A 26905-nucleotide genomic window follows, 5' to 3' on the forward strand; every position below is an offset into this window, starting at 1 on the left:
TCACATTGTGATGACGATCATGAATCGGGACGCATGACACGGGAGTCAGGCCGATGCAGGGTGCGAGCGTTCGCAGCGGCAGAGTATCCTCGCCTGCTGATGATCCAGCGTGGTCGAAAAACCAGGCAGAGTACGCGTTGAATATCGTCATCGTTGATGACCAGACTTCCGCCCGGACGATGCTGCGTCACGTCATCGAAGACATCGCGCCGGAACTGAGCGTGTATGACTTCGGCGATCCGCTGACCGCATTGGCCTGGTGCGAAGCCCATCCGGTCGACCTGTTGCTGCTCGATTACCGCATGCCGGAGATGGACGGGCTGGAATTCGCCCGTCGTTTCCGTCGACTGCCCAAGCACCGCGACATTCCGGTGATCCTGATCACCGTGGTCGGTGACGAGCCGATCCGCCAGGCGGCACTGGAAGCCGGCGTCATCGACTTCCTGGTCAAGCCGATCCGCCCGCGCGAACTGCGTGCTCGCTGCTACAACCTGCTGCAGCTGCGCCAGCAGACCGAGAACGTGAAGCAACGGGCGCTGTCGCTGGAGCAGCGCCTACTGGCCAGCATGCATGAGGTCGAAGAGCGGGAGCGCGAAACGCTGTCGCGGCTGGCGCGCGCGATCGAGTTCCGTGATGCCGGCACCAGCGCCTACCTGGAGCGCATGGCACGTGTGGCCGGCCTGATTGCCGAACAGCTCGGGCTGCCCGAGGAGGAGGTGCGCCTGATCGAAATGGCTGCGCCGCTGCATGACATGGGCAAGATCGCCATTCCCGATGCGGTGCTGCTCAAGCAGGGCAAGCTCAACGAGGAGGAGCTGGCGATCATGCGCCGGCACCCGCGGATTGGCCATGAACTGCTGAGCGGCAGCCAGAATCGTTTCATCCAGGTTGGCGCGTTGATCGCACTGCGTCATCATGAGCGCTACGACGGCAGCGGCTATCCCGATGGGCTGGTCGGCGATGCGATTCCGCTGGAAGCGCGCATCGAGGCTGTCGCCGATGTCTTCGACGCCCTGATTTCGCCCCGTCCGTACAAGGAAGCATGGACCATGGAAGCCACCCTGGCTTATCTCTACGCCCAGCGTGGCCGGCTGTTCGATCCCCGATGCGTGGACGCGCTGCTGCGCGGCCGCGAACAGCTGGACCAGATCTGCGCCGAGCATTCGATGGCGTCCGCGCGCCCGGGGCTTGGCGCGTGAAACGGCTGTTGTCGCAGCTGCGGCTGCGCCTGTCCCAGCGCCAGGACAGCGAACACGGCCAGCAGATCGTCCGTATTGTCCTGATCAGCCTGATCCTGATCTACGTGCTGTTGCCGGCGCCGCGCCACGACCTGCCGCACACGCAGTACGTGGGCGTGCTGGCGATCGTATTGACCGGCCTGAGCCTGTCGCTGCTGTTGTTCGGCTGGCTGCTGTGGCGGCCGGCGCGTTCCGATCCCCGCCGCGTGCTGGGCATGCTCGCCGACTATGGCCTGATCGCTGCCGGCATGGTGCAGATGGGCGAGCCCCTGGCCTGGGTCTACATCGTGGTGATGTGGGTGACGGTCGGCAACGGCATGCGCTTCGGCAACCACTACCTGTACGTGGCGGTGGCGATGGCGATGGTGAGCTTCGGTTGCACGGTGCTGCTGACGCCTTACTGGCAACAGAATTTCCGTCTGGCCATCGGCCTCTGGCTCGGCCTGGCGGCGGTGCCGCTGTACTTCTCGACGCTGCTGCGGCAGCTGACCGAAGCGATGGCCGAGGCGCGCCGTGCCAGCGAGGCCAAGAGCCGTTTCCTGGCCAACATGAGCCACGAGTTCCGCACGCCGTTGAACGGCCTCAACGGCATGACCGAAGTGCTGGCGACCACGCGCCTGGACGATGAGCAGCGCGAGTGCCTCAACACCATCCAGGCGTCGTCGCGCAGCCTGCTGGCGCTGGTGGAGGAAGTGCTGGACATCTCGGCCATCGAGGCCGGCAAGCTGCGCGTGGTGGCCGAAGACTTCGCCGTGGCCGACGTGATCCAGGCAATCGGGCTGATCCTGTTGCCGCAGGCCAAGGCCAAGCGCCTGGATTACCGGGTGAAGGTCGCCGATGGTGTGCCGCCACGCGTGCGCGGAGACGTCGGGCACCTGCGGCAGATCCTGCTGAACCTGGCCGGCAACGCGGTCAAGTTCACCGATCACGGCCGGGTCGAAATCCGTGTCAGCGTGGTGCAGGCCGATACCAGTGGCGCGGTGCGGCTGCGCTTCGACATCCTCGACACCGGCATCGGCGTGGCCCCGGCCATGCGTGCGCGGCTGTTCGATGCCTTCGAGCAGGCTGACGTCAGCATGGCGCGTCGCCATGAGGGCACCGGGCTGGGCACAACCATCGCCAAGGGCCTGGTCGAGGCGATGGACGGTGACATCGGCTATCTGGAAAACCCGCCGCGCGGCAGCCACTTCTGGGTCGAGCTGCCGTTCGCGCCGCCGCAGCCGCAGGTGCCGGGTGCGGTGCCGAGCCTGACCGGCGACGACGACGTGGGGCCGGGCGGCAACGTGATCGCATTTGCCGACCCGTTCCTGCGCCATCGCGCCCGCGTGCGCAGCATGCAGATCCTGGTGGCCGACGACCACGAGGCCAACCGCATGGTCCTGCAGCGCCTGCTGCAGAAGGCCGGGCATCGCGTGCTGTGCGTGGATGGCGGTGAGGCGGTGCTGGATGCGCTGGCCGACAGTGAATTCGACGCGGTCATTGTCGACCTGCACATGCCGGGCATGAGCGGGCTGGACATGCTGAAGGAGTTGCGGGTGATGCAGGCCGGCGGCGGTCCGCGCACGCCGGTGCTGGTGCTCAGCGCCGATGTCACGCCCGAGGCGATCCAGCGCTGTACCCAGGCTGGGGCGCATGCGTTCCTGGCCAAGCCCGTGGTGGCGGTGCGCCTGCTCGATACCCTGGCCGAGATCGCCAGCAACGCCCAGCTGAAGACCATGGCCGCACCGGTGGTGCGACCGATGGCGCTGCAGGATGGGGTGCTCGACAGCAGCGTGCTGGACGAGCTGGCCTCGCTGGGCATGGGCGAGGGCTTCGAACGTGAGTTCATCCGCCAATGCCTGGAGGACGTGGCGGGCTGCATGGGCAAGGCCGAGCAGGCCGGTGAGGCCACGCAGTGGGATGTGTTCCGCGAACAATCCCACGCGATCAAGGGCGTGGCCAGCAACCTCGGCCTGATGCGCGCGTCCAACCGTGCCGGCGAGCTGATGCGGATGGCCGACTGGCAGCTGAAGACCGAATGGCGCCAGCGCCTGGGCATCCTGCAGGAGGCGATCAAGGAAGGCCGGCGCGCGCTGGAGGCACGGGCCGAACGCCGGCTGCGCGGCGCTGCCGACGATGGCGAGGCGCGTTGAACCACGGCAGGGTGCATAAAAAAAGCCCGGTGGCCAACCGGGCTTGAACCCATCCTGGGGGAGGGATGAATCAGGCCGCGTCGAGGCTGGCGCGACGGGTCTGGGCCTTGATCAGGCGGTCCATGGTACGCAGCGAACGGTCGCCGAGTGCGAGGGCGGAATCGACCCATACCTTGGTGATCTCCAGCAGTTCGTCGTAGCTGACCGGCTGGGCGATGGCGCGTGCGGCGTTCATCGCCAGATAGGACTGCGGCGTGCGCTGCTGCTGGCGGATCAGTTCTTCCACCGCCGCCCGGCCTTCGCCCTTCTTCACCAGCACGTCGACCACGCCCATCGCGTGCATCTCCTCGGCGCTGTAGACCCGGCCGTCGAGGATGATCTTCTCGGCCAGGTGGGGGGACACGCGCCGGCACAGGAAGGAGTACGCACCCATGCCCGGGAACAGGCCGAACAGCACCTCCGGCAGGCCCAGTCCGCTGCCTTCCTCGGCGACGATGGTGTGGCAGGCCAGGGCCATTTCCAGGCCGCCGCCGAGGGCGTCACCCTGGATGAGCGCGATCGAACGGACGTCGCCGCCGAACCCGGTGTGCAGGTGGTGCACGCCCTCCACGCAGCGCTGGGCGTAGTTCAGCAGGAGGTCCCGGTTGCCTTCACGGATCAGGCGGGTGAACAGGTCCAGGTCGCCGCCCAGGTTGTAGGCGACGGCATCGGAGGCCAGCACGAAATGCCGCAATGTTCCGCTGTGGCGTTCGGCAGGGCTGCGGGTGATGGCCGCCATGTAGCTCCACATTTCGTCGAGCATGTCCTTGCGGCAGCAGGGGCGGATCCCGGTGGCGGCGTCGGCGTGCATGAACAGCCAGTGGGCAGCGCCGTCGGCGCTGTCTTCGGTACGGATGGTGGCGAACGGTGAGCCGCTTGAAGGCAGCTTTTCGATGGTACTCATGGAAGGGTCCTCGGCATGCGGCCCGCAGTGTCAGGTGGGTGGCCGGCGGGCCGAACGGTCCACACACGCGGCGATGCTACACCGCCCCAGGGGCCTCGCATGCGAAAGGGCCCGGGACGTTTCCGCCCCGGGCCCTGCATCGTTCAAATTGCCGCAAACCCTTACTGGGCGGGCGTATCGCGGAGTTCGCGACGGAGGATCTTGCCGACATTGGTCTTCGGCAGCTCCTTTCGGAATTCAACGATTTTGGGGTGCTTGTAGCCGGTCAGGTTGGCCCGGGCATGCTCCTTGACCATTTCGGCGGTCAGGTTCGGATCCTTCTTCACGATGACCACCTTCACCACCTCGCCGGACTTGTCGTCCGGGACGCCGACCGCGGCCACTTCCAGCACGCCCGGCATCATCGCGATCACGTCCTCGACTTCATTCGGGTACACGTTGAAGCCGGACACCAGGATCATGTCCTTCTTGCGGTCGACGATGTAGAAGAAGCCGTGTTCGTCCATCTTCGCCATGTCGCCGGTATGCAGCCAGCCGTCGGCATCGATCGCCTTGGCGGTTTCCTCCGGGCGCTGCCAGTAGCCCTTCATCACCTGCGGGCCCTTGATGCAGAGCTCGCCGACCTCGCCCAGCGGCAGGATGGCGCTGTTGTCGTCCTTGATGCAGGCATCGGTGGACGGGATCGGCAAGCCGATCGAGCCGTTGTATTCGGTCAGGGTGAGCGGGTTGATGCAGGCCGCCGGCGAGGTCTCGGTCAGGCCATACGCCTCCACCAGGGTCACCCCGGTGACCTTCTTCCAACGCTCGGCCACGGCGCGTTGCACCGCCATGCCGCCGCCCAGGGTGACCTTCAGCGAGGAAAAGTCGACGGTGTCGAAGCCGGGGGTGTTGAGCAGGCCATTGAACAGCGTGTTGACGCCGGTGATGGCGGTGAAGCGCACCGACTTGAGCTCCTTGACGAAGCCCTTCATGTCACGCGGATTGGTGATCAGGTGGTTGCAGCCACCGAACTTCATGAAGACCAGCCCGTTCGCGGTCAGTGCGAAGATGTGGTACAGCGGCAGGGCGGTGATGATCCACTCCTTGCCCATCTCGATGCCCGACGCACTGATCCAGGCCGAGGCCTGCTGCATGTTGGCGATCAGGTTGCGGTTGGTCAGCATCGCGCCCTTGGCCACGCCGGTGGTGCCGCCGGTGTATTGCAGGAATGCAATGTCGTCGTGGTCGATCTCGACCTTGGGCAGGCTGTGGCGGCTGCCGATCTTCAGCGCCTGGCGGAACCGCACCGCGCCCTTGAGATGGTAGTTGGGCACCATCTTCTTGATGTACTTCAGCACGAAGTTGACGATCACGCCCTTGGCGCCAAGCAGGTCGCCCAGGCCGGTGGTGATCACGTGCTTGACCGGCGTATCGGCGATGACCTGCTCGACGGTGTCGCCGAAGTTGTCGACCACCACCAGTGCGGTCACGCCGGCATCGATCAGCTGGTGCTTGAGCTCGCGCGCGGTGTACAACGGATTGACATTGACCACGGTCAGGCCGGCGCGCAGCACGCCGAAGGTGGCCACCGGGTACTGCAGGCAGTTGGGCATCATCAGGGCGACGCGGTCACCCTTCTTGAGCTTGAGCTCTCCCAGCAGGTAGGCCGCGAACTGATTGACCAGCGCGTCGGTCTCGCCATAGGTGAGGACCTTGCCGAAGCTGGAGTAGGCGGGACGGTCGCGGAATTTCGCGACGGAAGCGTCGAAGACCGAAGCTACCGAATGGAACTCGTTGACGTCGATCTCGGCGGGAACACCTTTCGGATAGCTCTGCAGCCAGGGACGATCCAGACTCATATTCCCCCTCCAGGAATCGTGATGTATTAGGTTCCGGCCCTGAGCGTATCGACAACGGCCGGTCATTGCAGCATACCCCGCCGTAGGGAAAACGCGAAGAGGCCCCGAAGGGCCTCTTTGCTGGGTCGTGCCGGCCGCTGGCCGGCATCTGCGCTGGACAGGCGATCCGGCGGATGCCGGACCGCGCCCCACAGGCGGGCCGCTTGCGTCAGCCCTGCTTGCGCACCGGCGCGCCGTTGGCCTTGTAGTACGGCGCAGTGCTGCGGGCCAGCGGGGTGCGGCCGCGGATCACGTCGGCCAGCTTCTCGGCCATCATGATGGTCGGCGCGTTGAGGTTGCCGGTCACCACCTGCGGCATGATCGACGCATCGACGATGCGGAGGCCTTCCAGGCCGTGCACGCGACCCTGACCATCGACCACCGCCATCGGGTCGTCGGCATGGCCCATCTTGTTCGAACACGACGGGTGGTAGGCGGTCTCGGCATGCTCGCGCACGAACGCATCGATCTGTGCATCGGTCTGCAGTGCACTGCCCGGCGAGATCTCGCGGCCGCTGTACGGGGCCAGCGCCGGCTGTGCGAAGATCTCGCGGGTGATGCGGATCGCCGCGCGGAATTCGCGCCAGTCCTGCTCGTGCGACATGTAGTTGAACAGGATGCTCGGATGTTCGCGCGGGTCCTTCGAGCGCACATGGATGCGGCCACGGCTGGGCGAGCGCATCGAGCCGACGTGCATCTGGAAGCTGTGCGCCTTGATCGGGTTGGAGCCGTTGTAGTTGATCGCCACCGGCAGGAAGTGGTACTGCAGGTTCGGCCAGTCGAACTCGGCGTCGCTGCGGATGAAGCCGCCGGCCTCGAACTGGTTGCTGGCGCCGATGCCGGTGCCCAGGAACAGCCACTCGGCACCGATCGCCGGCTGGTTGTACAGCTTCAGCGCCGGCGCCAGCGACACCGGCTTCTTGCATTCGTATTGCAGGTACATCTCCAGGTGATCCTGCAGGTTGGCGCCGACGCCCGGCAGGTGGTGCACCAGGTCGATGTCGAGGCTGCGCAGCAGGTCGGCCGGGCCGACACCGGAGCGCTGCAGGATCTGCGGCGAGGCGATGGCGCCGCCGCACAGCAGCACCTCGCGGCGGGCGGTGGCACGCTGCGGCTGGTCGTGGTGCAGCCACTGCACGCCCACCGCGCGCTTGCCCGAGAACAGGATGCGGTCGGTCAGCGCGTGGGTGACGATGGTCAGGTTCGGGCGTGGCTTGGCCAGGTCCAGGTAGCCGCGGGCGGTGCTGGAACGACGGCCCTTCGGGGTCACCGTGCGGTCCATCGGGCCGAAGCCTTCCTGCTGGTAGCCGTTGAGGTCGTCGGTGCGCGGGTAGCCGGCCTGCACGCCGGCCTCGACCATCGCAGCGAACAGCTCGTTGTTGCCGGCCTTGGGCGTGGTCACGCGCAGCGGGCCGTCACCGCCGTGGTAGTCATTGGGGCCGATGTCGCGGGTTTCGGCCTTGCGGAAGTAGGGCAGGCAGTCCAGGTAGGTCCAGTCTTCCAGGCCCGGCATGCTGGCCCAGTTGTCGTAGTCCATTGCGTTGCCGCGGATGTAGCACATGCCGTTGATCAGCGACGAGCCGCCCAGGCCCTTGCCGCGGCCGCAGTCCATGCGCCGGTTGTTCATGAAGGGCTCGGGATCGGTCTTGTACGCCCAGTTGTAGCGCTTGCCCTGCAGCGGGAAGGCCAGCGCCGCCGGCATCTGGGTACGGAAGTCGAGCCGGTAGTCCGGGCCACCGGCTTCCAGCAGCAGCACGCTGACATCGGCATCTTCGGTGAGGCGGGTCGCCAGCACGTTGCCGGCCGAACCGGCGCCGATGATGATGTAGTCGTACTCGTTATGGGTGCTCATGGGTGTCTCCTGCAGGCCGGGGCGCGCTGCATGCAGGCGTCCCGGCGGAATGTCGGATCGGCGCGGTGGCCGGACGATGGGGCGTGCTCGGGGCGCGCCGGTCAGAACACGCTGGCGTAGTCGCCCAGCTCGACCTGCACCGACTTGATGCGGGTGTAGTGGCCGAGGGTGGAGATGCCGTTCTCGCGGCCGACGCCGGATTCCTTGTAGCCACCGACCGGCATTTCGGCCGGCGATTCACCCCAGGTGTTGATCCAGCAGATGCCGGCTTCCAGGCGATGGATGATGCGGTGGGCGCGGCTGATGTCCTTGCTGACCACGCCGGCGGCGAGGCCGAAGGTGGTGTCGTTGGCGCGACGCACCACTTCGTCTTCGTCGTCATAGGCGAGGATGCTCATCACCGGCCCGAAGATCTCTTCCTTGACGATGGTCATGTCATCGCGGCAGTCGGAGAACACGGTCGGCAGCACGTAGGCGCCGTTGGCCAGCGCGCCTTCGGTGGCACGGCCGCCGCCAGTCAGCAGGCGGGCACCTTCGGCCTTGCCACTCTCGATGTAGCGCAGCACATTTTCCATGTGCGGGAAGCTGGTCAGCGGGCCGAAGTTGGTCTCGGCGGCCATCGGGTCGCCGATGCGGATGCGCTTGACGCGCTCGACAACAGCGGCTTCGAACGCGGCCAGCATGCTGCGCGGCACGAACACGCGGGTGCCGTTGGTGCAGACCTGGCCGGAGCTGAAGAAGTTGGCCATCACCGCGATGTCGGCGGCGCGGTCGAGGTCGGCGTCATCGCAGATCACCAGCGGCGACTTGCCGCCCAGTTCCATGGTCACTTCCTTCAGCGACGAGGACGCGGCGCTGGCCATGACCTTCTTGCCGGTGGCGACGCCGCCGGTGAAGGAGATCTTCTCGATCACCGGGTGCTCGGTCAGCCACTGGCCGATCTCGCGGCCCGGGCCCTGCACCACGTTGAACACGCCGGCGGGAACGCCGGCTTCGGTGTAGATTTCGGCCAGCCGGATCGCGGTCAGCGGGGTCACTTCGGACGGCTTGAACACCATCGCGTTGCCCGCGGCCAGCGCCGGCGCCGACTTCCACATGGCGATCTGGATCGGGTAGTTCCAGGCACCGATGCCGGCGACCACGCCCAGCGGTTCGCGTCGGGTATAGAAGAAGCTCGATTCGCGCAGCGGCAGCTGGATACCTTCGATGGCGGTGGCCAGGCCGGCGTAGTACTCGACCACGTCGGCGCCGGTGACGATGTCCACGGTGGTGGTTTCGGCCAGCGCCTTGCCGGTGTCCAGGGTTTCCAGGTGGGCCAGTTCGTCGTTGCGCTCGCGCAGGAGCTCGACGGCACGGCGCAGGATGCGCGAACGCTCCATGGCGGTCATCGCGGCCCACACCTTCTGGCCTTCGGCTGCGCTCTGCACGGCACGTTCGACGTCGGCCTGGCTGGCGACCTGCACCTCGGCGATCACCTCGCCGGTGGCCGGGTTGATGGTCTTGAAGGTCTTGCCGCTGGTGGCATCGACGCGCTGGCCGTGGATGTAGAGCTGTTGGACGGGCAGGGTGGTCATGGGGCGTACTCCTTGGAAGGGGGCGGGTGCTGAAGCGCTTATAGCGCGGCAGCCTGCAACTGGAAGTCGATATAGCCGTAAGCGATGCGCCGGGACTTCTCGGCATTGAACTGGCCGCCGACCAGGCTGCCGCGCAGCCACAGGCCGTCAATCATCGCGGCCAGGCCGCGGGCGGCCAGGCGGGCCTGCGGGTGGGGCAGCAGGCGGTTGAACTGGTGGCACAGGTTGGAGAACAGGCGCTGGTCGTTGGCGCGCTGCAGCCGGGCCAGTTCCGGCTGGTGCATGCTGGCGGCCCAGAAGGTGAGCCAGACGCGCATCGCGGTGCCGTTGATCTGGCTGTCGTCGAAGTTGCCATCGACGATGGCGCGCAGCTGCTCGCGCGGGCTGTCGCTGGCGTCTGCGCGGTAGCGGGCGACGGCGTCCTTCAGTTCGCGGAGGATCTGCCGCATTGCAGCATTGAGCAGGCCGTCCTTGTCGCCGAAGTAGTGGGCGACGATGCCACTGGACAACCCCGCCTTCTTCGCGATGGTGGCGACGGTCGCATCGGCCATGCCGATCTCGTCGATGGTCTGGAAAGTGGCCCGGATCAGCTGTTGGCGCCGTACCGGTTCCACGCCTTTCTTCGGCATTGTCTCTCCACGGTTTGCGACCCGAAGGATCGGGCTGCCCGCCATTATGCTTTTTATTGATTGAACGTTCAATCAATAAACCCTAGGATGCGCTCGCGCCCCACGCCATGGGCCCGGTTTACCGGTCCGGCCCCGCCCATGTGCTCCCTCGGACTTGATGAGACGACCCCATGTCTTCCCTGGCTCATCCCAAGCGTTCGCCCCTGCGCTTGAACCGTTTTGTCTTCCTCAGCTCCTCAGTGTCGATCGGCATCCTCGGGCTGCTCACCGTGCTCTATCCCGAAGGCAGCGAGCACTGGCTGCAATGGGCGCAGGCCGAGGTCTCGGCCGCGTTCGGCTGGTGGTACATGCTGCTGATCGTGCTGTGCCTGGGCTTCGTGCTGTGGCTGGCGTTCTCGCCGTACGGCCGCATCCGCCTGGGCCACAACGAGGAGTCACCGGCCTTTGGCTACGTTGCCTGGGTCTCGATGCTGTTCTCGGCCGGCATCGGCATCGCGCTGCTGTACTACGGCGCCTACGAGCCGCTGGATCATTTCCTCAATCCGCCCGGACAGCCCGGCGGCACCGTGGCCGCCGGCCGCGAGGCGATGGTGCTGACCTTCCTGCACTGGGGCCTGCATGGCTGGGCGCTGTATGCGCTGGTCGGCGTGGCACTGGGCTATTTCGCCTATCGCCGGGACCTGCCGCTGGCGCTGCGCTCTGCGTTGTACCCGGTCTTCGGTGAGCGCATTCATGGCCGCATCGGCGACATGGTCGATGGCTTCGGCATCCTGGCCACGCTGATCTCGATGGTGACCAACCTCGGCATCGGCGCGCTGGTGGTACAGTCCGGCCTGGTCTACCTGTTCCACATCCCGGATACGCCGCAGGTGCTGGTGGCGATCGTGCTGGTGATGATGGTGGTGGCCACCATCGGCGTGGTCGCTGGCGTGGAAAAAGGCATTGCCTGGCTGTCCAACCTCAACGTGCGCCTGCTGTGCGGCCTGCTGCTGTTCGTGCTGGTCACCGGCCCGACCCTGCACCTGTTCGACGGCCTGATCCAGAACACCGGCGACTACCTCGGCGCGTTCGTGCGCAAGAGCTTCGACATGTACCTCAACGACCCCAAGGGCCGTGAGTGGATGGGGTCGTGGACGCTGTTCTACTGGGCGTGGTGGATCGCCTGGGCGCCGTTCGTCGGCCTTTTCGTGGCGCGCATCTCGCGTGGCCGCACCATCCGCGAAGTGATCTTGGGCGTGCTGCTGATCCCGCTCGGCTTCACCCTGGCCTGGCTGTCGATCTTCGGCAACACCGCCATTGACCTGGTGCTCAACCATGGCCAGGCGATCCTGGGTGACGTGGCCCAGCACGATGCAGCGATGACCTTGTTCAAGCTGCTGGAATACCTGCCTGCGGCGCCGTACGTGGCCGGTGCTGCGGTGGTGATCGGCTTCGTGCTGTTCCTGACCCCGGTCGACTCGGGCACGCTGATGATCGCCAACCTGTGCACGCGTCGCGTTGACGATGGCGTGGAAGATGGCCATGACGCGCCGATCTGGCTGCGCGTGTTCTGGGCCGCCGGCATCACTGTGGCCAGCGTCGGCCTGCTGCTGGCTGGCAATTTCAGCGCGATGCAGACCGCGGTGGTGCTGTGCGGCCTGCCGTTCTCGTTCACCCTGGCGTTCTACATGTGGGGCCTGTTGAAGGCCCTGCGCACCGACCCGGATGCGCCGCGCCGCTGAGCGCTTCTGTAGAGCCGAGCCCATGCTCGGCTCTACAAGGGCATCGCAAACGCAAAGGGCCGGATCCGTGCGGATCCGGCCCTTTGTCGTTACTTGCTGGCCAGCTGGCGCAGCACGTACTGCAGCAGGCCACCGTGGCGGAAGTACTCGACTTCCTTCGGGGTCAGCAGCATCACCGACACCTCGAAGGTCTTCTTCGTGCCATCAGCCCTGGTGGCGGTGACCGTGGCGCGCTTGCTGGCACCGTCCTGCAGGCCGGTGATGTCGATCACCTCGGAGCCGTCCAGGCCCAGAGACTGCGCGTTCTCGCCGTTGCGGAACTGCAGCGGCAGCACGCCCATGCCGACCAGGTTGGAACGGTGGATGCGCTCGAAGCTCTCGGCGATGACCGCCTTCACCCCCAGCAGCAGGGTGCCCTTGGCCGCCCAGTCACGCGACGAGCCGGTGCCGTATTCCTTGCCGGCCAGCACCACCAGCGGCACCTTGTCGGCCTTGTACTTCATGGCCGCGTCGTAGATCGCCAGCTTCTCCGGCTGGCCACCACCGGCCGGGTAGTACAGGGTGTTGCCGCCTTCCTCGCCACCGAACATCAGGTTCTTGATGCGGATGTTGGCGAAGGTGCCGCGGACCATCACGTCATCGTTGCCGCGACGGCTGCCGTAGCTGTTGAAGTCGGCCGGCTGCACGCCGCGCTCCTGCAGGAAGCGGCCCGCCGGTGAGTCCTTCTTGATGTTGCCGGCCGGGGAAATGTGGTCGGTGGTGATCGAGTCGCCGAACAGGCCCATCACGCGTGCTCCGTGCACGTCGTCGATGCTGCCGGTCTGCATGGTCATGCCATCGAAGTAGGGCGGGTTCTTGATGTAGGTGGAGGCGTCGCTCCACGCGTACAGGTTGCCATCCGGCGAGGCGATGGTGTTCCAGCGGGTATCGCCCTTGAACACATCGGCGTAGTTCTGCTTGAACATCTCCGGGCCAATGGTGGCGGCGATGACGTCGCCGATTTCCTTGTTGCTCGGCCAGATGTCGCGCAGGAACACGGGCTGGCCGTCGCTGCCGGTGCCGAGCGGCTGGGTGGTCAGGTCGATGTCGGTGGTGCCGGCGATGGCATAGGCCACCACCAGCGGCGGGCTCGCCAGGTAGTTCATCTTCACTTCGGGGTGCACGCGGCCCTCGAAGTTGCGGTTGCCCGACAGCACCGAGGTCACCACCAGGTCGCCGGCGGCGATGCCGGCGCTGACTTCGGTCGGCAGCGGGCCGGAGTTGCCGATGCAGGTGGTGCAGCCGTAGCCGACCACGTAGAAGCCGATCTTCTCCAGCTCCTTCAGCACACCGGCCTTTTCCAGGTAGTCGGTGACCACGCGCGAGCCCGGGCCGAGCGAGGTCTTGACCCACGGCTGGCGGTTCAGGCCTTTGGCGGCCGCGTTGCGGGCCAGCAGGCCGGCACCGATCATCACCGCCGGGTTGGAGGTGTTGGTGCACGAGGTGATGGCGGCGATGACCACTGCGCCATCCTTCAGCCGCACCTTGCGGCCTTCGATCTCGATGTCGGCGAAGCCCTTGGCCAGCTGCTCGTTGCCGACCGCGGCGCCGCCGCCTTCGTTGACGAAGGTGGCAACGTCCTCGCTGCGCTTGTCACGGTTGGCGGTCATGCCGACCAGCGCTTCGCGGTAGTTCTTCTGCACGTCTTCCAACAGCACGCGGTCCTGCGGGCGCTTCGGGCCGGCCAGCGACGGCTTCACCGTGCCCATGTCCAGTTCCAGCGTGGTGCTGTACTGGGCGTGCGGGCTGCCCGGTTCGTGCCACAGGCCCTGCGCCTTGGCGTAGGCCTCGACCAGATCGATCTGCTCTTCGCTGCGACCGGACAGGCGCAGGTAGTTCAGCGATTCGGCGTCGATCGGGAAGATGCCGCAGGTGGCGCCGTATTCCGGGGCCATGTTGCCGATGGTGGCGCGGTCGGCCAGTGGCAGGTGCTGCAGGCCGTCACCGTAGAACTCGACGAACTTGCCCACCACGCCCAGCTTGCGCAGCATCTGGGTGACGGTCAGCACCAGGTCGGTGGCGGTGGCGCCTTCGGGCAGCTTGCCGGTCAGCTTGAAGCCGACGACCTGCGGAATCAGCATCGACGATGGCTGGCCGAGCATGGCCGCCTCGGCTTCGATGCCCCCCACGCCCCAGCCGAGCACGCCGATGCCGTTGATCATGGTGGTATGGCTGTCGGTACCGAACACGGTGTCGGGGTAGGCAATGTCCTTGCCATCCTTCTGCGCGGTCATCACCACGCGGGCCAGGTTCTCCAGGTTCACCTGGTGGACGATGCCGGTGTTGGGCGGCACCACCTTGAAGTTGTCGAAGGCCTTCTGTCCCCAGCGCAGGAAGCCGTAGCGTTCCTGGTTGCGCTGGAATTCGATCTTGCCGTTGAGGTCCAGCGCGTCGGGCTTGCCGAACACATCGACCTGCACCGAGTGGTCGATGACCAGTTCGGAGGGAATCTGCGGGTTGATCTGCTCCGGCTTGCCGCCGAGCTTGACCACCGCATCGCGCATCGCGGCCAGGTCGACCACGCAGGGCACGCCAGTGAAGTCCTGCAGGACCACGCGCGCCGGCATGAAGGCGATCTCGGTGTCCGGCTCGGCCGCCGGGTTCCAGCGGGCCACGGCTTCGATGTGGTCCTTGCCGACAGTGATGCCGCCGTCCTCGTGCCGGAGCAGGTTCTCCAGCAGGATCTTCATCGAGTAGGGCAGGTGGGAGATATCGAAGCGCTGGCCCAGCGTGGGCAGGCTGAAGTAGTCGTAGGTCTTGCCACCGACGTTCAGCTGGCTGCGGGTGGAGAACGAATCGCTCATGCGGGTTAACTCCTTCTTGCGGATGGCTTGCAGTGGCCCGCGCATGGGCAGGCCTGCTTGCGGTGGCCGGCAGTCCGTGCCGCCGGGCAGAAGGCCAGTATCGCCGATGCCGTCGGGGCCGCAGAACTGCGGGCTCAGAACGCAAGGTTATAAATTCGTATGTAGTTTTCGTGTCATGGCGCCGCCGGACTTAGTGCGGGCTGACAGGCTCGAGGCAGTGCCGTATGGCGCCGGGGGACAGGTGGACGGCAGCATGGGGGTGCTGCAGGCGCTGGGGGCGGAGCCGTGCTGAGCGATGGTCATCGTGGCGGTCGAGTCGTTCTTGACCGGGCACGGGGCGCGCCGCCGACGGGCAGCGCGCCAGTCAGTGGCGATCAGCCACCCAGGAACGGATTGCCGGTCTTGGCGGGAGCCGCGCCCTTGGATTTCACCTTGAGTACGTTGTCCTTGCCGAACTCAAAGACGGTCGATTCCTGCACGTTCTTTCCGAAGTGCTTGATCTTGGCGTAGTCGTAGTACCAGACCTGGGTGTCGCCAAGCTGCTCACGACGCGTCGGCGCTCCAAACTTCTCGCGGACCTGGTCCTGGGTCGCCTTGCCCACCTCCAGCTCGTCCAGTTGCTTCTGGGTGATCTCAGTGCCGGTGGTGTGGGCCGCGAACGGATTGGCGTGGGCCGGGCCTGCGGCCAGGGCCAAGGGGGTGGCCAGAGCCAGGGCCAGAATGAATGCGCGCATTGAACGTCCTTTTATGAGGGAGGGGGCGTGCGGTGCCGGAGTGTCCCGGCCCGCTACAGCGAGAGATGCCCGGCCAGTCTAGCGGTCGAATGCGACTGATTCTGGTGCAAGGTCACAGTTCGCCGGATTTGAGGTGTTTACGTCAGGTATGTATAATTCATACATACTTTTTGAGGCCTACCCATGGAAGCCACCGTTGCAGAACGCGGACAGATCACCCTGCCCAAGGCGGTGCGCGATGCCCTCGGCCTGACCAAGGGCACGCTGCTGAAGGTCGAGCTGGACGGCAGCCGCATCATCCTGCGCAAGAGTGTTGACGATGCCATTTCACGGGCGCGCGGCAAGTTCGCGCTGGACGGCTTCGAGTCGTCCGATGCGGCAGTACGCGCGGTGCGCGACGAGGAATAAGCCGTGATGATCGCCGTCGATTCACCGGTACTGGTCGAACTGCTCAGCAACGGCCCGCAGGCCGATGCCGTGGAAGCCATCCTCCGGCAGAGCCTGGTCGGTGGCCGCGTGGTGGTCTGCGGCGCGACTCTGGCCGAAGTCTGCGCATCGCTGCGCGGTGGTGCCGAAGTGCTCGAAGCACTGGAAGAGATGGGCGTGCACTTCAACCCGATGGAGGCCAAGTCGGCGCTGCGCGCCGGCGAGATGCACCGCCGTCACCGTCAGCGCGGCGGCAGCCGTCGCAGCCTGGACGAATTCATGGTCGGCGCCCATGCACTGCTGCAGTGCGATGGCCTGATCACCTGGAACGATACGTTTTACCGCGACTACTTCAAGGGCCTGAAGCTGATCGTGCCGCACGCCTGAGCCCACTTTTGATTTTTCAACCTACGCATTACCCGGGAGTTGTCATGTTGGAAGCCTACCGCCACCACGTCGCCGAGCGCGCTGCGCTTGGCATCCCGCCGCTGCCGCTGAGCGCGCAGCAGACGGCCGATGTCATCGAACTGCTGAAGAACCCGCCGCAGGGCGAGGCCGAGTTCCTGCTCGACCTGCTGACCCACCGCGTGCCGGCCGGCGTCGATGACGCAGCCAAGGTCAAGGCGTCGTACCTGGCGGCGATCGCCCTGGGCAGCGAGCAGAACCCGCTGATCAGCCGCGAGCGCGCCACCGAACTGCTGGGCACCATGCTCGGCGGCTACAACGTTGCGCCGCTGATCCAGCTGCTGGACGACGCCAGCGTTGGCGCTATCGCTGCCAATGGCCTGAAGAACACCCTGCTGGTGTTCGATGCGTTCCATGACGTGCAGGAGAAGGCGAAGGCCGGCAACGCCAACGCCCAGGCCGTGCTGCAGAGCTGGGCCGAGGCCGAGTGGTTCACCAGCAAGCCGGAAGTGCCGCAGAGCCTGACCATCACCGTGTTCAAGGTGCCGGGCGAAACCAACACCGACGACCTGTCGCCGGCACCGGACGCGACCACCCGCCCGGACATTCCGATGCACGCCCTGGCGATGCTGAAGAACAAGCGCGACGACGCGCCGTTCACCCCGGAAGAAGACGGCAAGCGCGGCCCGATCCAGCAGATCCTGTCGCTGAAGGACAAGGGCCACCTGGTCGCCTACGTCGGCGACGTGGTCGGCACCGGTTCCTCGCGCAAGTCGGCCACCAACAGCGTGCTGTGGTGGACCGGCGATGACATTCCGTACATCCCGAACAAGCGCGCCGGTGGCGTGTGCCTGGGCGGCAAGATCGCCCCGATCTTCTACAACACCATGGAAGATGCCGGTGCGCTGCCGATCGAGCTTGACGTGTCGAAGATGGAGCACGGCGATGTCATCGAGCTGCGTCCGTACGAAGGCAAGGCGCTGAAGAACGGCGAAGTGATCGCCGAGTTCCAGGTCAAGTCCGACGTGCTGTTCGACGAAGTGCGTGCCGGTGGCCGCATCCCGCTGATCATCGGTCGTGGCCTGACCGGCAAGGCGCGCGAAGCGCTGGGCCTGGCCCCGACCGACCTGTTCCGCCTGCCGGTGCAGCCGGCCGATACCGGCAAGGGCTTCTCGCTGGCGCAGAAGATGGTCGGCCGCGCCTGTGGCCTGCCGGAAGGCCAGGGCATGCGCCCGGGCACCTACTGCGAACCGAAGATGACCTCGGTCGGCTCGCAGGACACCACCGGCCCGATGACCCGTGACGAGCTGAAGGACCTGGCCTGCCTGGGCTTCTCGGCCGACCTGGTGATGCAGTCGTTCTGCCACACCGCCGCTTACCCGAAGCCGGTGGACGTGAAGACCCACCACACCCTGCCGGAGTTCATCTCCACCCGTGGCGGCGTTTCGCTGCGCCCGGGCGACGGCGTGATCCACAGCTGGCTCAACCGCATGCTGCTGCCGGACACCGTCGGTACCGGTGGTGATTCGCACACCCGTTTCCCGGTGGGTATTTCGTTCCCGGCCGGCTCGGGCCTGGTCGCCTTCGCTGCCGCCACCGGCGTGATGCCGCTGGACATGCCGGAGTCGGTGCTGGTGCGCTTCAAGGGCAAGATGCAGCCGGGCGTGACCCTGCGCGACCTGGTCAACGCGATCCCGCTGTACGCGATCAAGTCGGGCCTGCTGACCGTGGCCAAGGCGGGCAAGAAGAACATCTTCTCCGGCCGTATCCTGGAAATCGAAGGCCTGCCGGATCTGAAGGTCGAACAGGCGTTCGAACTGTCCGACGCCTCGGCCGAGCGTTCGGCGGCCGGTTGCTCGGTGCGCCTGAACAAGGAGCCGATCATCGAGTACCTGACCAGCAACATCACTCTGCTGAAGTGGATGATTGCCGAGGGTTACCAGGATCCGCGCTCGCTGCAGCGTCGCATCGAGAAGATGGAAGCGTGGCTGGCCAACCCGCAGCTGCTGGAGCCGGACGCGGATGCCGAGTACGCCGCCGTCATCGAGATCGACCTGGCCGACATCCACGAGCCGATCGTGGCCTGCCCGAACGACCCGGACGACGTGAAGACCCTGTCCGAAGTGGCCGGTGCCAAGATCGACGAGGTGTTCATCGGTTCGTGCATGACCAACATCGGCCACTTCCGCGCCGCTGCCAAGCTGCTGGAAGGCAAGCGTGACCTGCCGACCCGCCTGTGGGTGGCCCCGCCGACCAAGATGGACGCCTCCGAGCTGACCAAGGAAGGCGTGTACGGCACCTTCGGTGCTACCGGCGCTCGTATGGAAATGCCGGGCTGCTCGCTGTGCATGGGCAACCAGGCGCAGATCCGCGAAGGTTCCACCGCGATGTCGACCTCGACCCGCAACTTCCCGAACCGTCTGGGCCGCAACACCAACGTGTACCTGGGTTCGGCGGAACTGGCGGCGATCTGCTCGCGTCTGGGCCGCATCCCGACCAAGGAGGAGTACATGGCGGACATCGGCGTGATCAACGCCAATGGTGCGGAGATCTACCGCTACATGAACTTCGACCAGATCGAGGAATACCAGGACGTGGCCAGCACGGTCGCTGCCTGATGCGGTAACGGAAAACCCCCGGCTCGCGCCGGGGGTTTTTTGTGAGCGGACGACGCATGGTAGTGCCGGCCGCTGGCCGGCATCCCGTTGAAATGAAAAACCCCCGGTGAGAGCCGGGTTTTTCATTGTGCCCGGCCAGGTGGCCTAGCCCATCCGCCTCGCAGTGAGGGCCTGCTCCTGGGCGAGGTCCTGCTGGGCGACCTGCTGTGCCTGCGAAATCTGCTCGGCCTTGGCGAGCGACTGTTCTACGGGCGTATTGACGGCCTCACTGATTGGAACCGACGCCCGCAGGTGTGCTGGATTGTCGAGCGCTCCCTGCACAACGAACATGCGAGATGCTGAGCCATCGCTGGGTGAATTGCCCAGTACAACATGATCGACGCGTTCCAGGCCGCTGCCCTTGGCCGCCGCAAGCAGGCCGGCCGACACGCGCTCACTGGTTTCATCGAAGCTGCGCCCGTGCCTGGCATCCACGACGGATACACCGTCGCGAATCTGCCGGTAGAGCGCATGGTCTGGATGGCCTTCCTTCCTGGGATCCAGGCCTGCCTTGTCCAAGGTTGATTCAATGCTCTCCTGTAAAGGGTTCTTGGGAGAGAAAGCGGGATTGCTGAGAGAGGGCGAGCCCTTGCCGGTTGCATCCTGGATCAGCTGCTCCCCCGGCTTGAGCGCATTCTGGGCCCGCTGCTCCGCTTCAGCCTCGCGGCGGGCGTATGCACCGGCTTCCTCGACACCGCGCAGGAAATTGATACCGTCGCGCAGCAGACCGGGCCCGCCGCCGACAAGCACGGTCGCACCCGCACGCAGTTGATGAACATCACTGCGGTAGTCGGCAATCCGGCGCAGGTCCTCAGGATCCGTGACCCGCACCTGTGGGTTGTCCAGTACAGATTGCACCGGACCCTTGTCGGTCATGCGATCAAGGAAATGAACCAATCGATGGGAATCGCCCAACTGGACCGCCACCGCGGCGGACATGACATGGCCGCTCTTCATCCCGGGTGTTCCGATCGAGGCGATGCGCTGGCCGTGCTCGGCGTTGCGCAGGATCTCCAGTTCCCTGGGCAGCGCATACATCTCGACCTTGCCGTAATGGGGACCGCCGGCACTGACCAGGTCGCCTGCCATCACATGGTTGGTGAAGGGTGCGGCGTTGGCTGGCTGGCCTTCAGGAAGGCGATATGCCAGCCCGGCGGCACCGTAGGGATTGAACGCGTCGCCGGGGAGGTTGTAGTGGTGTGCAGTGATCTGCGCGAGAGCGCCGCCCAAGGAGTGGCCGGTGACGTGTACTGGCCCGGCTCCCCTTTCTTCGGCCAGCCTGAGGGCTTGCTTTGTCAGCGCCAGCGCGTCAGTCAGTTGCGCGTTGAATCTGGCGGTGACCATCGCGGCGTCGATGCCGCCATCAAGCATGGGCTGACGATCAAACTCGGTACCGCGATGGGCGACGATGACTTCCTTTGTATTGATGTTGAGGTAGACAACACCCTGATATCCGCTCCCAGAGTCACGACAAGCGAGGACCTCATACTTTGTTCCGCCGACGGTGATGTCGGAACTGACGGGCGGAAGCGGGTCCTTATAGACATCGTCCGAAAGCGCCGCGCTTTCTCTAGGATTCATTGCGATGCTCCTTCAATCCGTGTGGAGACTTCGATTGGAAAGTATTCCTCGCGCTTCTCTGGGGGCATCTTTTCGTACCAACTTGAAGGCTCGGTTGGCGTCCGCTCTGTCGACTGTCCTGTGGTCAAGGGCGGCAATGCGCGCTTTACGTAAGCAGTGAAGGTTCTCCCGCCCTCAATTTCCGTGAATAGTGCTGCGACGGACGCTCGGATTGGGCGATCATCGATAATGAAGGGGAATGAAGCTTCCACAAGCACGGGTGTCCAAGTGCAAGGGCCACGACCGTAATAGTCGGCAACTTCCATGCCGTCGTTGAAAACAGCACTGCTGAATTCAGTTGCACTGAGGCGCTGTGCCTGAACCTCAACCTTGTGCTGGTTCGGCTCGTACTGCACCCCCTCCCAATTGTTGACCGGAGGGAGACAGAGTGGGTCTATCTCATACGTGACGAAGACCGAAGGAACGGGGACATCCACGGGTGCATCGTGGACCCGAATCACAATCGGCAGCGCATCCTGGGGCGCAGGATTCTCGCGATAGACCGGGAACGAGCGTTCCTTGCTGCAGCCCGCAGCGGCCAGTGTGATCAAAGCGATCAACGCAACATGAGCAAGGCTGGGGGCGGATTTCAGCATGAGCGGTCCATGTCGCTGCAGGATTGTCCTTGATCCTTGGAACATGCGGACTCATCACGGACGACGGCGCCATATCTGGGCAAATGCGACAGGTTGCGCAGTGGGTATTGCCCGTTACCCGGACCTCCCTCCCTGCGTACCCGGGCAGCGCGGCCTTGCGGGGTAACGTTCATCGGCGTTCAATTGCAGTGCGATACCTGACTATACGACCCGCTCCAGCCGCGCTCCAAGTCGGTGTCCTGCGGGCTCCCGGTCACCGCGCATGGCGTGCGGCAGGATCAAGCCTCGATCAGCGCCGTTGAAACATCAATGGTCGAAAGTGCTGGCGGCGGATCGGCAATCGAGCCTGACGTCTCTTGGAGGTGTCCAGCAGGGAGCGGAGCCGAGCGTGGGCTCGGCTCTACAGGGGCCTGTCAGCCGCGGGCGAGGGCGAGCAACCGCTCGGCGACCCGCTCCAGCGGCACCTGTTCCTCGGCAGCGCCCAGCTTGAACGCGGCGCCGGGCATGCCCCAGACCACGCTGGTGGCCTCGTCCTGCACCAGTGTGGGCGCGCCGGCCTGGCGCATCTCCAGCAGGCCGCGCGCGCCGTCGTCACCCATGCCGGTGAGGATGGCACCGATGGCATTGCCACCGGCGCTCTGCGCGACCGAGCGGAACAGCACGTCCACCGCGGGCTTGTGCCGGTTCACCGCCGGGCCGTCGTCGATGCGGCAGCGCCAGCGCGCACCGTCGCGGATGATGCGCAGGTGCTTGCCGCCGGGTGGCAGGTAGGCGTGGCCGGGCAGTACTGCTTCGCCGTCGCTGGCCTCGCGCACGGCCATTGCCGAGTGGCGGTCCAGTCGCTCGGCGAAGGCGCTGCTGAAGCTGGCCGGCAGGTGCTGGGTCATCACCACGGCGGGTGCATCGGCAGGCATGCCTTCCAGCACCACGCGCAGCGCTTCGGTGCCACCGGCTGACGAGCCGATCGCGATCAGGCGGTCGGTGGTGCGGAACTGCGGCGAGGCAGCACGCATCGCCGGCGTAGCGTCCAGCGTGAGCTTGGGGGCGCTGGCACGCACCAGCGGGCGCACGCGCGAGCGCGCCGCCATCTTGACCTTGGCGATGATCTCCTCGGCATAGCCCTGCAGGCCACGGGCCACGTCCAGCTTGGGCTTGGAGACGAAATCCACGGCGCCCAGCGCCAGTGCCTGCAGGGTGGTGTCGGCGCCTCGCTCGGTCAGCGAGGAAATCATCACCACCGGCAGCGGATGCAGGCGCATCAGGTTTTCCAGGAACGCCAGCCCGTCCATGCGCGGCATTTCCACGTCGAGGGTGATCACGTCCGGGAGCAGGCGCTTGATCTTCTCGCGCGCCAACAGCGGGTCAGCCGCGGTGCCGACCACGTCGATGGCCGGGTCGCTGGACAGGATTTCCGTGAGCATCTGCCGCACGACGGCGGAGTCGTCGACGATCAGGACCCGGCAGGGGGCGTTGCCGGTGAAGGTCATTCGAACAGCTCCACGCCACCGGTGACCGGCGCCTTGGACAGGCGCGCACGCACCGCCGATTCGGTGGCGGCCACCTCGGCTTCATGCGCATGCGGCAGGCGCTGCACCACCACGCGGCCGGTATCGGCGAAGAACCAGATCTTGCGCGGATGGATGCCGCACAAGTCCTCGGCAATGATCGGAATGTGCTCGGCCTGAAGGTACTGGCGGACAAACTCGGCGTTGCGGGTGCCAACCGGGTTGCTGGTGAAGCCCTTCAGCACGTTGGCGCCACCGAACACCTTGGCCTCGATGCGCTTGCGGTGGGCACCACGCTTGAGCATGTCGTTGATCAGCAGTTCCATCGCGTAGCTGCCGTAGCGCGCGGGCGCGCCGTCACCGGCGTTGCCCTCGGGCAGCAGGAAGTGGTTCATGCCGCCGATCTTCAGCACCGGGTCGCGCAGGCAGGCGGCGACGCACGAGCCCAGCGTGGTGGTCAGCGCGGTGGTGTCATCGACCACCAGGTACTGGGTGGGCAGCAGCTTGGCGGCGATGGTCTGGAAGCGCGCATCCTGGTAGCGCATCACATCGTCGGTACGCAGTGAAGCATTCATGCGCCGGCCTTCGCCGCACGGCGGTACAGGGTGCGGCCGCAGGGCTGGATCAGGTCGGCGGCGTGCAGATAGTTCTCCGAATGGCCGGTGTAGAGCAGGCCGTCATCGGCCAGGTGCTGCACCAGGCGGCCGAGGATCGCGCGCTGGGTCGGCTTGTCGAAGTAGATCATTACGTTGCGGCAGAACAGTGCGTCGAACGGGCCACCGACGTCGTAGCGCGGGGCGAGCAGGTTCAACGGGCGGAATTCGATCAGCTCGCGCAGCGCAGGCAGCACGCGGCACTGGCCCTCGTTGGGGCCGCTGCCACGCTGGAAGTAGCGGCGGCGCAGGTCCGGATCGAGGCTGGCGACGCGATCGATGTTGTAGACGCCGCGGCCGGCGGTGGCCAGCACCTGGGTATCGACGTCGGTGGCAATGATGCGCACCGGCGGCTTCAGGGAGCCAAAGGCCTCGCACGCGGTGATCGCCATCGAGTAGGGCTCTTCACCCGTGGACGCCGCGCACGACCACAGCAGCAACGGCGTGCGGCTGGAGCGCTGCTGCAGTTCTTCGCGCAGCTTGTCGAAGTGGTGCGGTTCGCGGAAGAACGAGGTCAGGTTGGTGGTCAGGGCGTTGGTGAACGCCTGCCACTCGTCACCGTCTTCCTGTTCCAGATGGTCCAGGTACTGCTGGAAGCTGCGCATGCCCAGCGTGCGCAGGCGGCGCGACAGGCGGCCATAGACCATGTCGCGCTTTGCCGGCGCAAGCGCAATGCCCACGCGCTGGTAGATCAGGTCGCAGACGCGGCGGAAATCACGGTCGGCGAACTCGAATTCGCGTGGACCGGTAACGATGGGAGTAGGACTTTGCACGGGGGACGTGTCCGTCGGCGGGGGCGGCGGCCGAAGCCGCCACAGGTGGGTCTCAGAATTCCTGCCAGTCGCTGTCGCTGGCGACGAAGGTGCCGGCGTTGCTGCTGCGACGTACCGGCGCGGGGGGGCTGGTCGGCTGCGGACGTGCCACGGTGGTGATGCGCGCCGGTTCCACGCGTTCGGCGACAGCCTTCACTGCGGCGGAGACCTGGTTGTCGAGGCGGAAGATCGCCACTGCATCGGCCAGCTGCGCCGCCTGGTCTTCCATCGCACGTGCGGCAGCGGTGGCTTCCTCCACCAGCGCGGCGTTCTGCTGGGTGGTCTCGTCCATCTGCACCACGGTCTGGTTGACCTGCTCGATGCCCGCGCTCTGTTCCTGCGAGGCCGCAGAGATCTCGGCCATGATGTCGGTCACACGCTGCACCGAGGCGACGATCTCGCCCATGGTGCTGCCGGCCTGGTGGACCAGGCTGGAGCCCTCGGCAACCTTGCCGACCGAGTCGTCGATCAGGCTCTTGATCTCCTTGGCGGCAGCGGCCGAGCGCTGGGCGAGGGTGCGCACTTCGCTGGCGACCACGGCGAAGCCGCGGCCCTGTTCACCGGCACGCGCGGCTTCCACGGCGGCGTTCAGCGCCAGGATGTTGGTCTGGAACGCGATGCCGTCGATCACCGAGATGATCTCGGCGATCTTCTTCGACGAGGCTTCGATGGCGGACATGGTGGTGACCACCTGGCCGACGACCTCGCCACCCTGCGAGGCGACGCCATGGGCGCCGATGGCGAGCTGGTTGGCCTGGCGGGCGTGCTCGGCGTTCTGGCGCACGGTGGAGGTCAGTTCCTCCATCGAGGCCGCGGTTTCTTCCAGGTTGGCGGCCTGCTGTTCGGTCCGGCGCGACAGGTCGCTGTTGCCGGAGGCGATCTTGCCGGCGGCCAGGGTGATGCTGGAGGCGCTGGCCTGGATCTGGCCGACGATCTGGGTCAGCTGCGCGACCGTGGCGTTGGCATCGTCGCGCATGCGGGCGAACACGCCCTGGTAGTCGCCGTGCATGCGCGCGGTCAAGTCACCTTCGGCGATGGCCGACAGCAGCTGCGAGAGCTTGCCGAGGTTGTCATCGCTGACCGCCATCATCGCGTTGAGGTTTTCCAGCATCAGACGGAAATCGTGGTCGAAGCGCTGCGCATCGCCTCGGCGGCTGAAGTCGCCGGCAGCAGCGGCGCTGGCCAACTGCTTGATCTCGGCGTTGATGCGGCCGAGGTTGGCCTTGACGGTGTCGACGGTGGTGGTCATCGCCGCCTTCTCGCCCGGGTAGCGGGCGATGTCGCGGCTCAGGTCACCGACCGCGTACTGCTGCACCACGTCCAGCACATCGTGCAGGGTCTGCACGTGGCTACCCACCAGGGAGTTGGTTTCCTGCACCATCAGCCCGTATTCGCCGGGGAAGGCGCTGGCGTCGATGCGGTAGCTGAGTTCGCCACCGTCGTGGCGGCGGGCCATTTCGCGCTGGCCGGTGATGACCGCATGCAACTGCTGCTGCATGCCGGCCATGGCGTCCAGCAGGCGACCGGTTTCATCGTGCGGCTGCGGGCCGATGTGGCTGTCGAGCTTGCCGGCGGCGATGCCTTCGGCGACGGCTGTGGCCTGCTTCAGCGGTACCGCGATGCGGTTGCCGATGACCCAGCTCAGGGCCAGTACGATCAGCACCAGGACGCCGCCGGAGACTGCCATGATGGCGGTGAACACCAGCGCCTGCTTCTGCACGTCGTCCATGTAGACGCCACTGCTGACCACCCAGTTCCACGGCGCGAACAGTCCGGCGTAGGCAACCTTCTCGACGTCGCCCTTGCTGCCCGGCTTCGCCCAGCGATAATTGACGAAGCCACCACCGGCCTTGGCCGCTTCGACCTGGTCGTAGTAGATGCGCACACCATCGTCGGTGCGGAAGTCCTTCATGTCCTTGCCGACCAGGTCCTTGCGGAACGGGTGCATCAGCAGCCGGTAGCCGGTGTCGTAGACGTTGAAATAGTAGGTATCGTTCTCTGCACGCATCACTTCCAGTGCCTGCAGCGCGGCGCGCTTGGCAGCCTCTTCGCTGAGTTCGCCGGTACCGGCCAGGCGGTGGTAGTGCTGGAGGATGCCGTAGCTCAGTTCGACCTGGGTCTTCAGTGCGGTCTTTCGGGTCTCGGTGAGATCCAGGTACTGCATGCGGGCGGCGATCACCGAGAGCGCGATCACGCCGAGCGCGATGAGCAGCGTCAGCAGGTTGAGCTTGCGCCGGACGGAAAGATTGCTGAAGTAGTGTTGCCAGCGATGCAGGAGATTCATCGAGCAGGACCCGGTTGAAGCAGGCGGGCGGCGCCGAGCCGGTCAGCGGCGGGATACACCGTGACAACCCCGTTATCGGCCGCAGAGGCGGGGGATTGAGGTGCGGTGTCGGAACGTATTCAGGTTTTTCCTGCAGCGGCGGCTGCGGCGCTGCCTGCGGCAGGCTGGTTTTGAAGCAACAGCAACAGCAACAGCAACAGCAACAGCGGCTGGTCGGCGCTGGATTGTCAGTAAGTGGCTGGGCCGGGGTGGGCAGGCAGGACACGCCGTAAACCCGTCCATGAAGTGACCCCCGGGAGTTGGACATCAGATCCAACCCCGAGGGATACATGAACAGATACGACGCGCGTTTCAAACTGCAGGTCGCCAAAGAGGCCTGCAAGACCTCCACATCGGTCAAAGCC

Annotated in this window: 19 protein-coding genes; 6 read left to right on the plus strand and 13 right to left on the minus strand. The window is 65.8% G+C overall.

Annotation, left to right across the window (positions count from 1 at the left end; all coding sequences use genetic code 11):
• The first annotated feature begins 53 nt into the window (after nt 1-53).
• Nucleotides 54-1199, plus strand: a complete 1146-nt coding sequence (locus RCF13_RS09835) for a two-component system response regulator (protein WP_308141103.1) — start codon at nt 54-56, stop codon at nt 1197-1199.
• Nucleotides 1196-3370: a response regulator gene (locus RCF13_RS09840; protein WP_231352703.1), complete on the plus strand. Its 2175-nt coding sequence runs from the start codon at nt 1196-1198 to the stop codon at nt 3368-3370. Before RCF13_RS09835 ends, RCF13_RS09840 begins: the two co-directional genes overlap by 4 nt.
• Before the next feature lie 70 nt (nt 3371-3440).
• Here RCF13_RS09840 and RCF13_RS09845 read toward each other — a convergent pair whose 3' ends face one another.
• The 5 genes from RCF13_RS09845 to betI all read right to left on the minus strand — a co-directional run bounded on the left by RCF13_RS09845 (nt 3441) and on the right by betI (nt 10245).
• Nucleotides 3441-4313, minus strand: a complete 873-nt coding sequence (locus tag RCF13_RS09845; RefSeq protein ID WP_061479280.1) for a crotonase/enoyl-CoA hydratase family protein — start codon at nt 4311-4313, stop codon at nt 3441-3443.
• Nucleotides 4314-4474: 161 nt separating this feature from the next.
• Nucleotides 4475-6151, minus strand: a complete 1677-nt coding sequence (locus RCF13_RS09850) for a long-chain fatty acid--CoA ligase (protein WP_134968460.1) — start codon at nt 6149-6151, stop codon at nt 4475-4477.
• Between the two features lie 208 nt (nt 6152-6359).
• A complete protein-coding gene (betA, locus tag RCF13_RS09855) occupies nt 6360-8042 on the minus strand; it encodes a choline dehydrogenase (RefSeq protein WP_061479282.1) in 1683 nt (560 codons plus the stop codon).
• A 101-nt stretch (nt 8043-8143) separates the two neighbouring features.
• Entirely contained in the window at nt 8144-9616 is a 1473-nt protein-coding gene (betB, locus tag RCF13_RS09860) for a betaine-aldehyde dehydrogenase (RefSeq protein WP_061479283.1), read from the minus strand.
• Between the two features lie 38 nt (nt 9617-9654).
• On the minus strand, nt 9655-10245 hold the full coding sequence (gene betI, locus RCF13_RS09865) for a transcriptional regulator BetI (RefSeq protein WP_134968461.1): 591 nt from the start codon (nt 10243-10245) through the stop codon (nt 9655-9657).
• Between the two features lie 170 nt (nt 10246-10415).
• Between betI and RCF13_RS09870 the strand changes: the two genes are divergently transcribed.
• Complete coding sequence (locus RCF13_RS09870) at nt 10416-11966, plus strand: BCCT family transporter (RefSeq protein WP_061479285.1); 1551 nt, start codon at nt 10416-10418, stop codon at nt 11964-11966.
• Between the two features lie 89 nt (nt 11967-12055).
• On the opposite strand, the gene acnA is transcribed toward RCF13_RS09870, so the two are convergent.
• Nucleotides 12056-14809, minus strand: a complete 2754-nt coding sequence (gene acnA, locus RCF13_RS09875) for an aconitate hydratase AcnA (protein ID WP_061479286.1) — start codon at nt 14807-14809, stop codon at nt 12056-12058.
• 374 nt (nt 14810-15183) lie between these two features.
• Nucleotides 15184-15543: an outer membrane protein assembly factor BamE gene (gene bamE, locus RCF13_RS09880; protein WP_061479287.1), complete on the minus strand. Its 360-nt coding sequence runs from the start codon at nt 15541-15543 to the stop codon at nt 15184-15186.
• Nucleotides 15544-15726: 183 nt separating this feature from the next.
• Here bamE and RCF13_RS09885 point away from each other — a divergent pair, with 183 nt between their 5' ends.
• From RCF13_RS09885 to acnB, 3 genes are read left to right on the plus strand one after another with little or no spacing between them, the layout of a single operon-like run.
• The gene (locus tag RCF13_RS09885) at nt 15727-15951 is read left to right on the plus strand and encodes an AbrB/MazE/SpoVT family DNA-binding domain-containing protein (protein WP_005409505.1); all 225 of its coding nucleotides are present in this window, start codon (nt 15727-15729) and stop codon (nt 15949-15951) included.
• 6 nt (nt 15952-15957) lie between these two features.
• Complete coding sequence (locus RCF13_RS09890) at nt 15958-16356, plus strand: type II toxin-antitoxin system VapC family toxin (RefSeq protein ID WP_005416402.1); 399 nt, start codon at nt 15958-15960, stop codon at nt 16354-16356.
• A 44-nt stretch (nt 16357-16400) separates the two neighbouring features.
• Nucleotides 16401-18992: a bifunctional aconitate hydratase 2/2-methylisocitrate dehydratase gene (gene acnB / locus RCF13_RS09895; protein ID WP_061479288.1), complete on the plus strand. Its 2592-nt coding sequence runs from the start codon at nt 16401-16403 to the stop codon at nt 18990-18992.
• Between the two features lie 144 nt (nt 18993-19136).
• Here acnB and RCF13_RS09900 read toward each other — a convergent pair whose 3' ends face one another.
• From RCF13_RS09900 to RCF13_RS09925, 6 genes are all read right to left on the minus strand, one after another.
• Complete coding sequence (locus tag RCF13_RS09900) at nt 19137-20612, minus strand: XVIPCD domain-containing protein (protein ID WP_134968462.1); 1476 nt, start codon at nt 20610-20612, stop codon at nt 19137-19139.
• Nucleotides 20609-21247, minus strand: a complete 639-nt coding sequence (locus RCF13_RS09905) for a hypothetical protein (protein WP_134968463.1) — start codon at nt 21245-21247, stop codon at nt 20609-20611. Before RCF13_RS09905 ends, RCF13_RS09900 begins: the two co-directional genes overlap by 4 nt.
• Before the next feature lie 413 nt (nt 21248-21660).
• Nucleotides 21661-22734 carry a chemotaxis response regulator protein-glutamate methylesterase gene (locus tag RCF13_RS09910; RefSeq protein WP_072168978.1) on the minus strand — a complete coding sequence of 358 codons (1074 nt, stop codon included), beginning with the start codon at nt 22732-22734 and terminating at the stop codon, nt 21661-21663.
• Nucleotides 22731-23327 (minus strand): chemoreceptor glutamine deamidase CheD, encoded by a 597-nt coding sequence (gene cheD, locus RCF13_RS09915; RefSeq protein ID WP_014037083.1) that lies wholly within the window; start codon nt 23325-23327, stop codon nt 22731-22733. The genes RCF13_RS09910 and cheD overlap by 4 nt, the downstream gene beginning before the upstream one ends.
• The gene (locus tag RCF13_RS09920) at nt 23324-24178 is read right to left on the minus strand and encodes a CheR family methyltransferase (protein WP_134968464.1); all 855 of its coding nucleotides are present in this window, start codon (nt 24176-24178) and stop codon (nt 23324-23326) included. Before RCF13_RS09920 ends, cheD begins: the two co-directional genes overlap by 4 nt.
• A 52-nt stretch (nt 24179-24230) precedes the next feature.
• The gene (locus RCF13_RS09925; RefSeq protein ID WP_134968465.1) at nt 24231-26501 is read right to left on the minus strand and encodes a methyl-accepting chemotaxis protein; all 2271 of its coding nucleotides are present in this window, start codon (nt 26499-26501) and stop codon (nt 24231-24233) included.
• Nucleotides 26502-26905 lie beyond the last annotated feature (404 nt).

The organism is Stenotrophomonas maltophilia group sp. RNC7 (assembly GCF_030910085.1).
GTDB classification, from domain to species: domain Bacteria; phylum Pseudomonadota; class Gammaproteobacteria; order Xanthomonadales; family Xanthomonadaceae; genus Stenotrophomonas; species Stenotrophomonas sepilia.

Coding starts and splice junctions, on each gene's coding strand:
- RCF13_RS09835 (WP_308141103.1), top strand. CDS start 54: ATGCAGGGTGCGAGCGTTCGCAGCGGCAGAGTATCCTCGCCTGCTGAT.
- RCF13_RS09845 (WP_061479280.1), bottom strand. CDS start 4,313: ATGAGTACCATCGAAAAGCTGCCTTCAAGCGGCTCACCGTTCGCCACC.
- RCF13_RS09850 (WP_134968460.1), bottom strand. CDS start 6,151: ATGAGTCTGGATCGTCCCTGGCTGCAGAGCTATCCGAAAGGTGTTCCC.
- betA (WP_061479282.1), bottom strand. CDS start 8,042: ATGAGCACCCATAACGAGTACGACTACATCATCATCGGCGCCGGTTCG.
- betB (WP_061479283.1), bottom strand. CDS start 9,616: ATGACCACCCTGCCCGTCCAACAGCTCTACATCCACGGCCAGCGCGTC.
- betI (WP_134968461.1), bottom strand. CDS start 10,245: ATGCCGAAGAAAGGCGTGGAACCGGTACGGCGCCAACAGCTGATCCGG.
- RCF13_RS09870 (WP_061479285.1), top strand. CDS start 10,416: ATGTCTTCCCTGGCTCATCCCAAGCGTTCGCCCCTGCGCTTGAACCGT.
- acnA (WP_061479286.1), bottom strand. CDS start 14,809: ATGAGCGATTCGTTCTCCACCCGCAGCCAGCTGAACGTCGGTGGCAAG.
- bamE (WP_061479287.1), bottom strand. CDS start 15,543: ATGCGCGCATTCATTCTGGCCCTGGCTCTGGCCACCCCCTTGGCCCTG.
- RCF13_RS09885 (WP_005409505.1), top strand. CDS start 15,727: ATGGAAGCCACCGTTGCAGAACGCGGACAGATCACCCTGCCCAAGGCG.
- RCF13_RS09890 (WP_005416402.1), top strand. CDS start 15,958: ATGATCGCCGTCGATTCACCGGTACTGGTCGAACTGCTCAGCAACGGC.
- acnB (WP_061479288.1), top strand. CDS start 16,401: ATGTTGGAAGCCTACCGCCACCACGTCGCCGAGCGCGCTGCGCTTGGC.
- RCF13_RS09900 (WP_134968462.1), bottom strand. CDS start 20,612: ATGAATCCTAGAGAAAGCGCGGCGCTTTCGGACGATGTCTATAAGGAC.
- RCF13_RS09905 (WP_134968463.1), bottom strand. CDS start 21,247: ATGCTGAAATCCGCCCCCAGCCTTGCTCATGTTGCGTTGATCGCTTTG.
- RCF13_RS09910 (WP_072168978.1), bottom strand. CDS start 22,734: ATGACCTTCACCGGCAACGCCCCCTGCCGGGTCCTGATCGTCGACGAC.
- cheD (WP_014037083.1), bottom strand. CDS start 23,327: ATGAATGCTTCACTGCGTACCGACGATGTGATGCGCTACCAGGATGCG.
- RCF13_RS09925 (WP_134968465.1), bottom strand. CDS start 26,501: ATGAATCTCCTGCATCGCTGGCAACACTACTTCAGCAATCTTTCCGTC.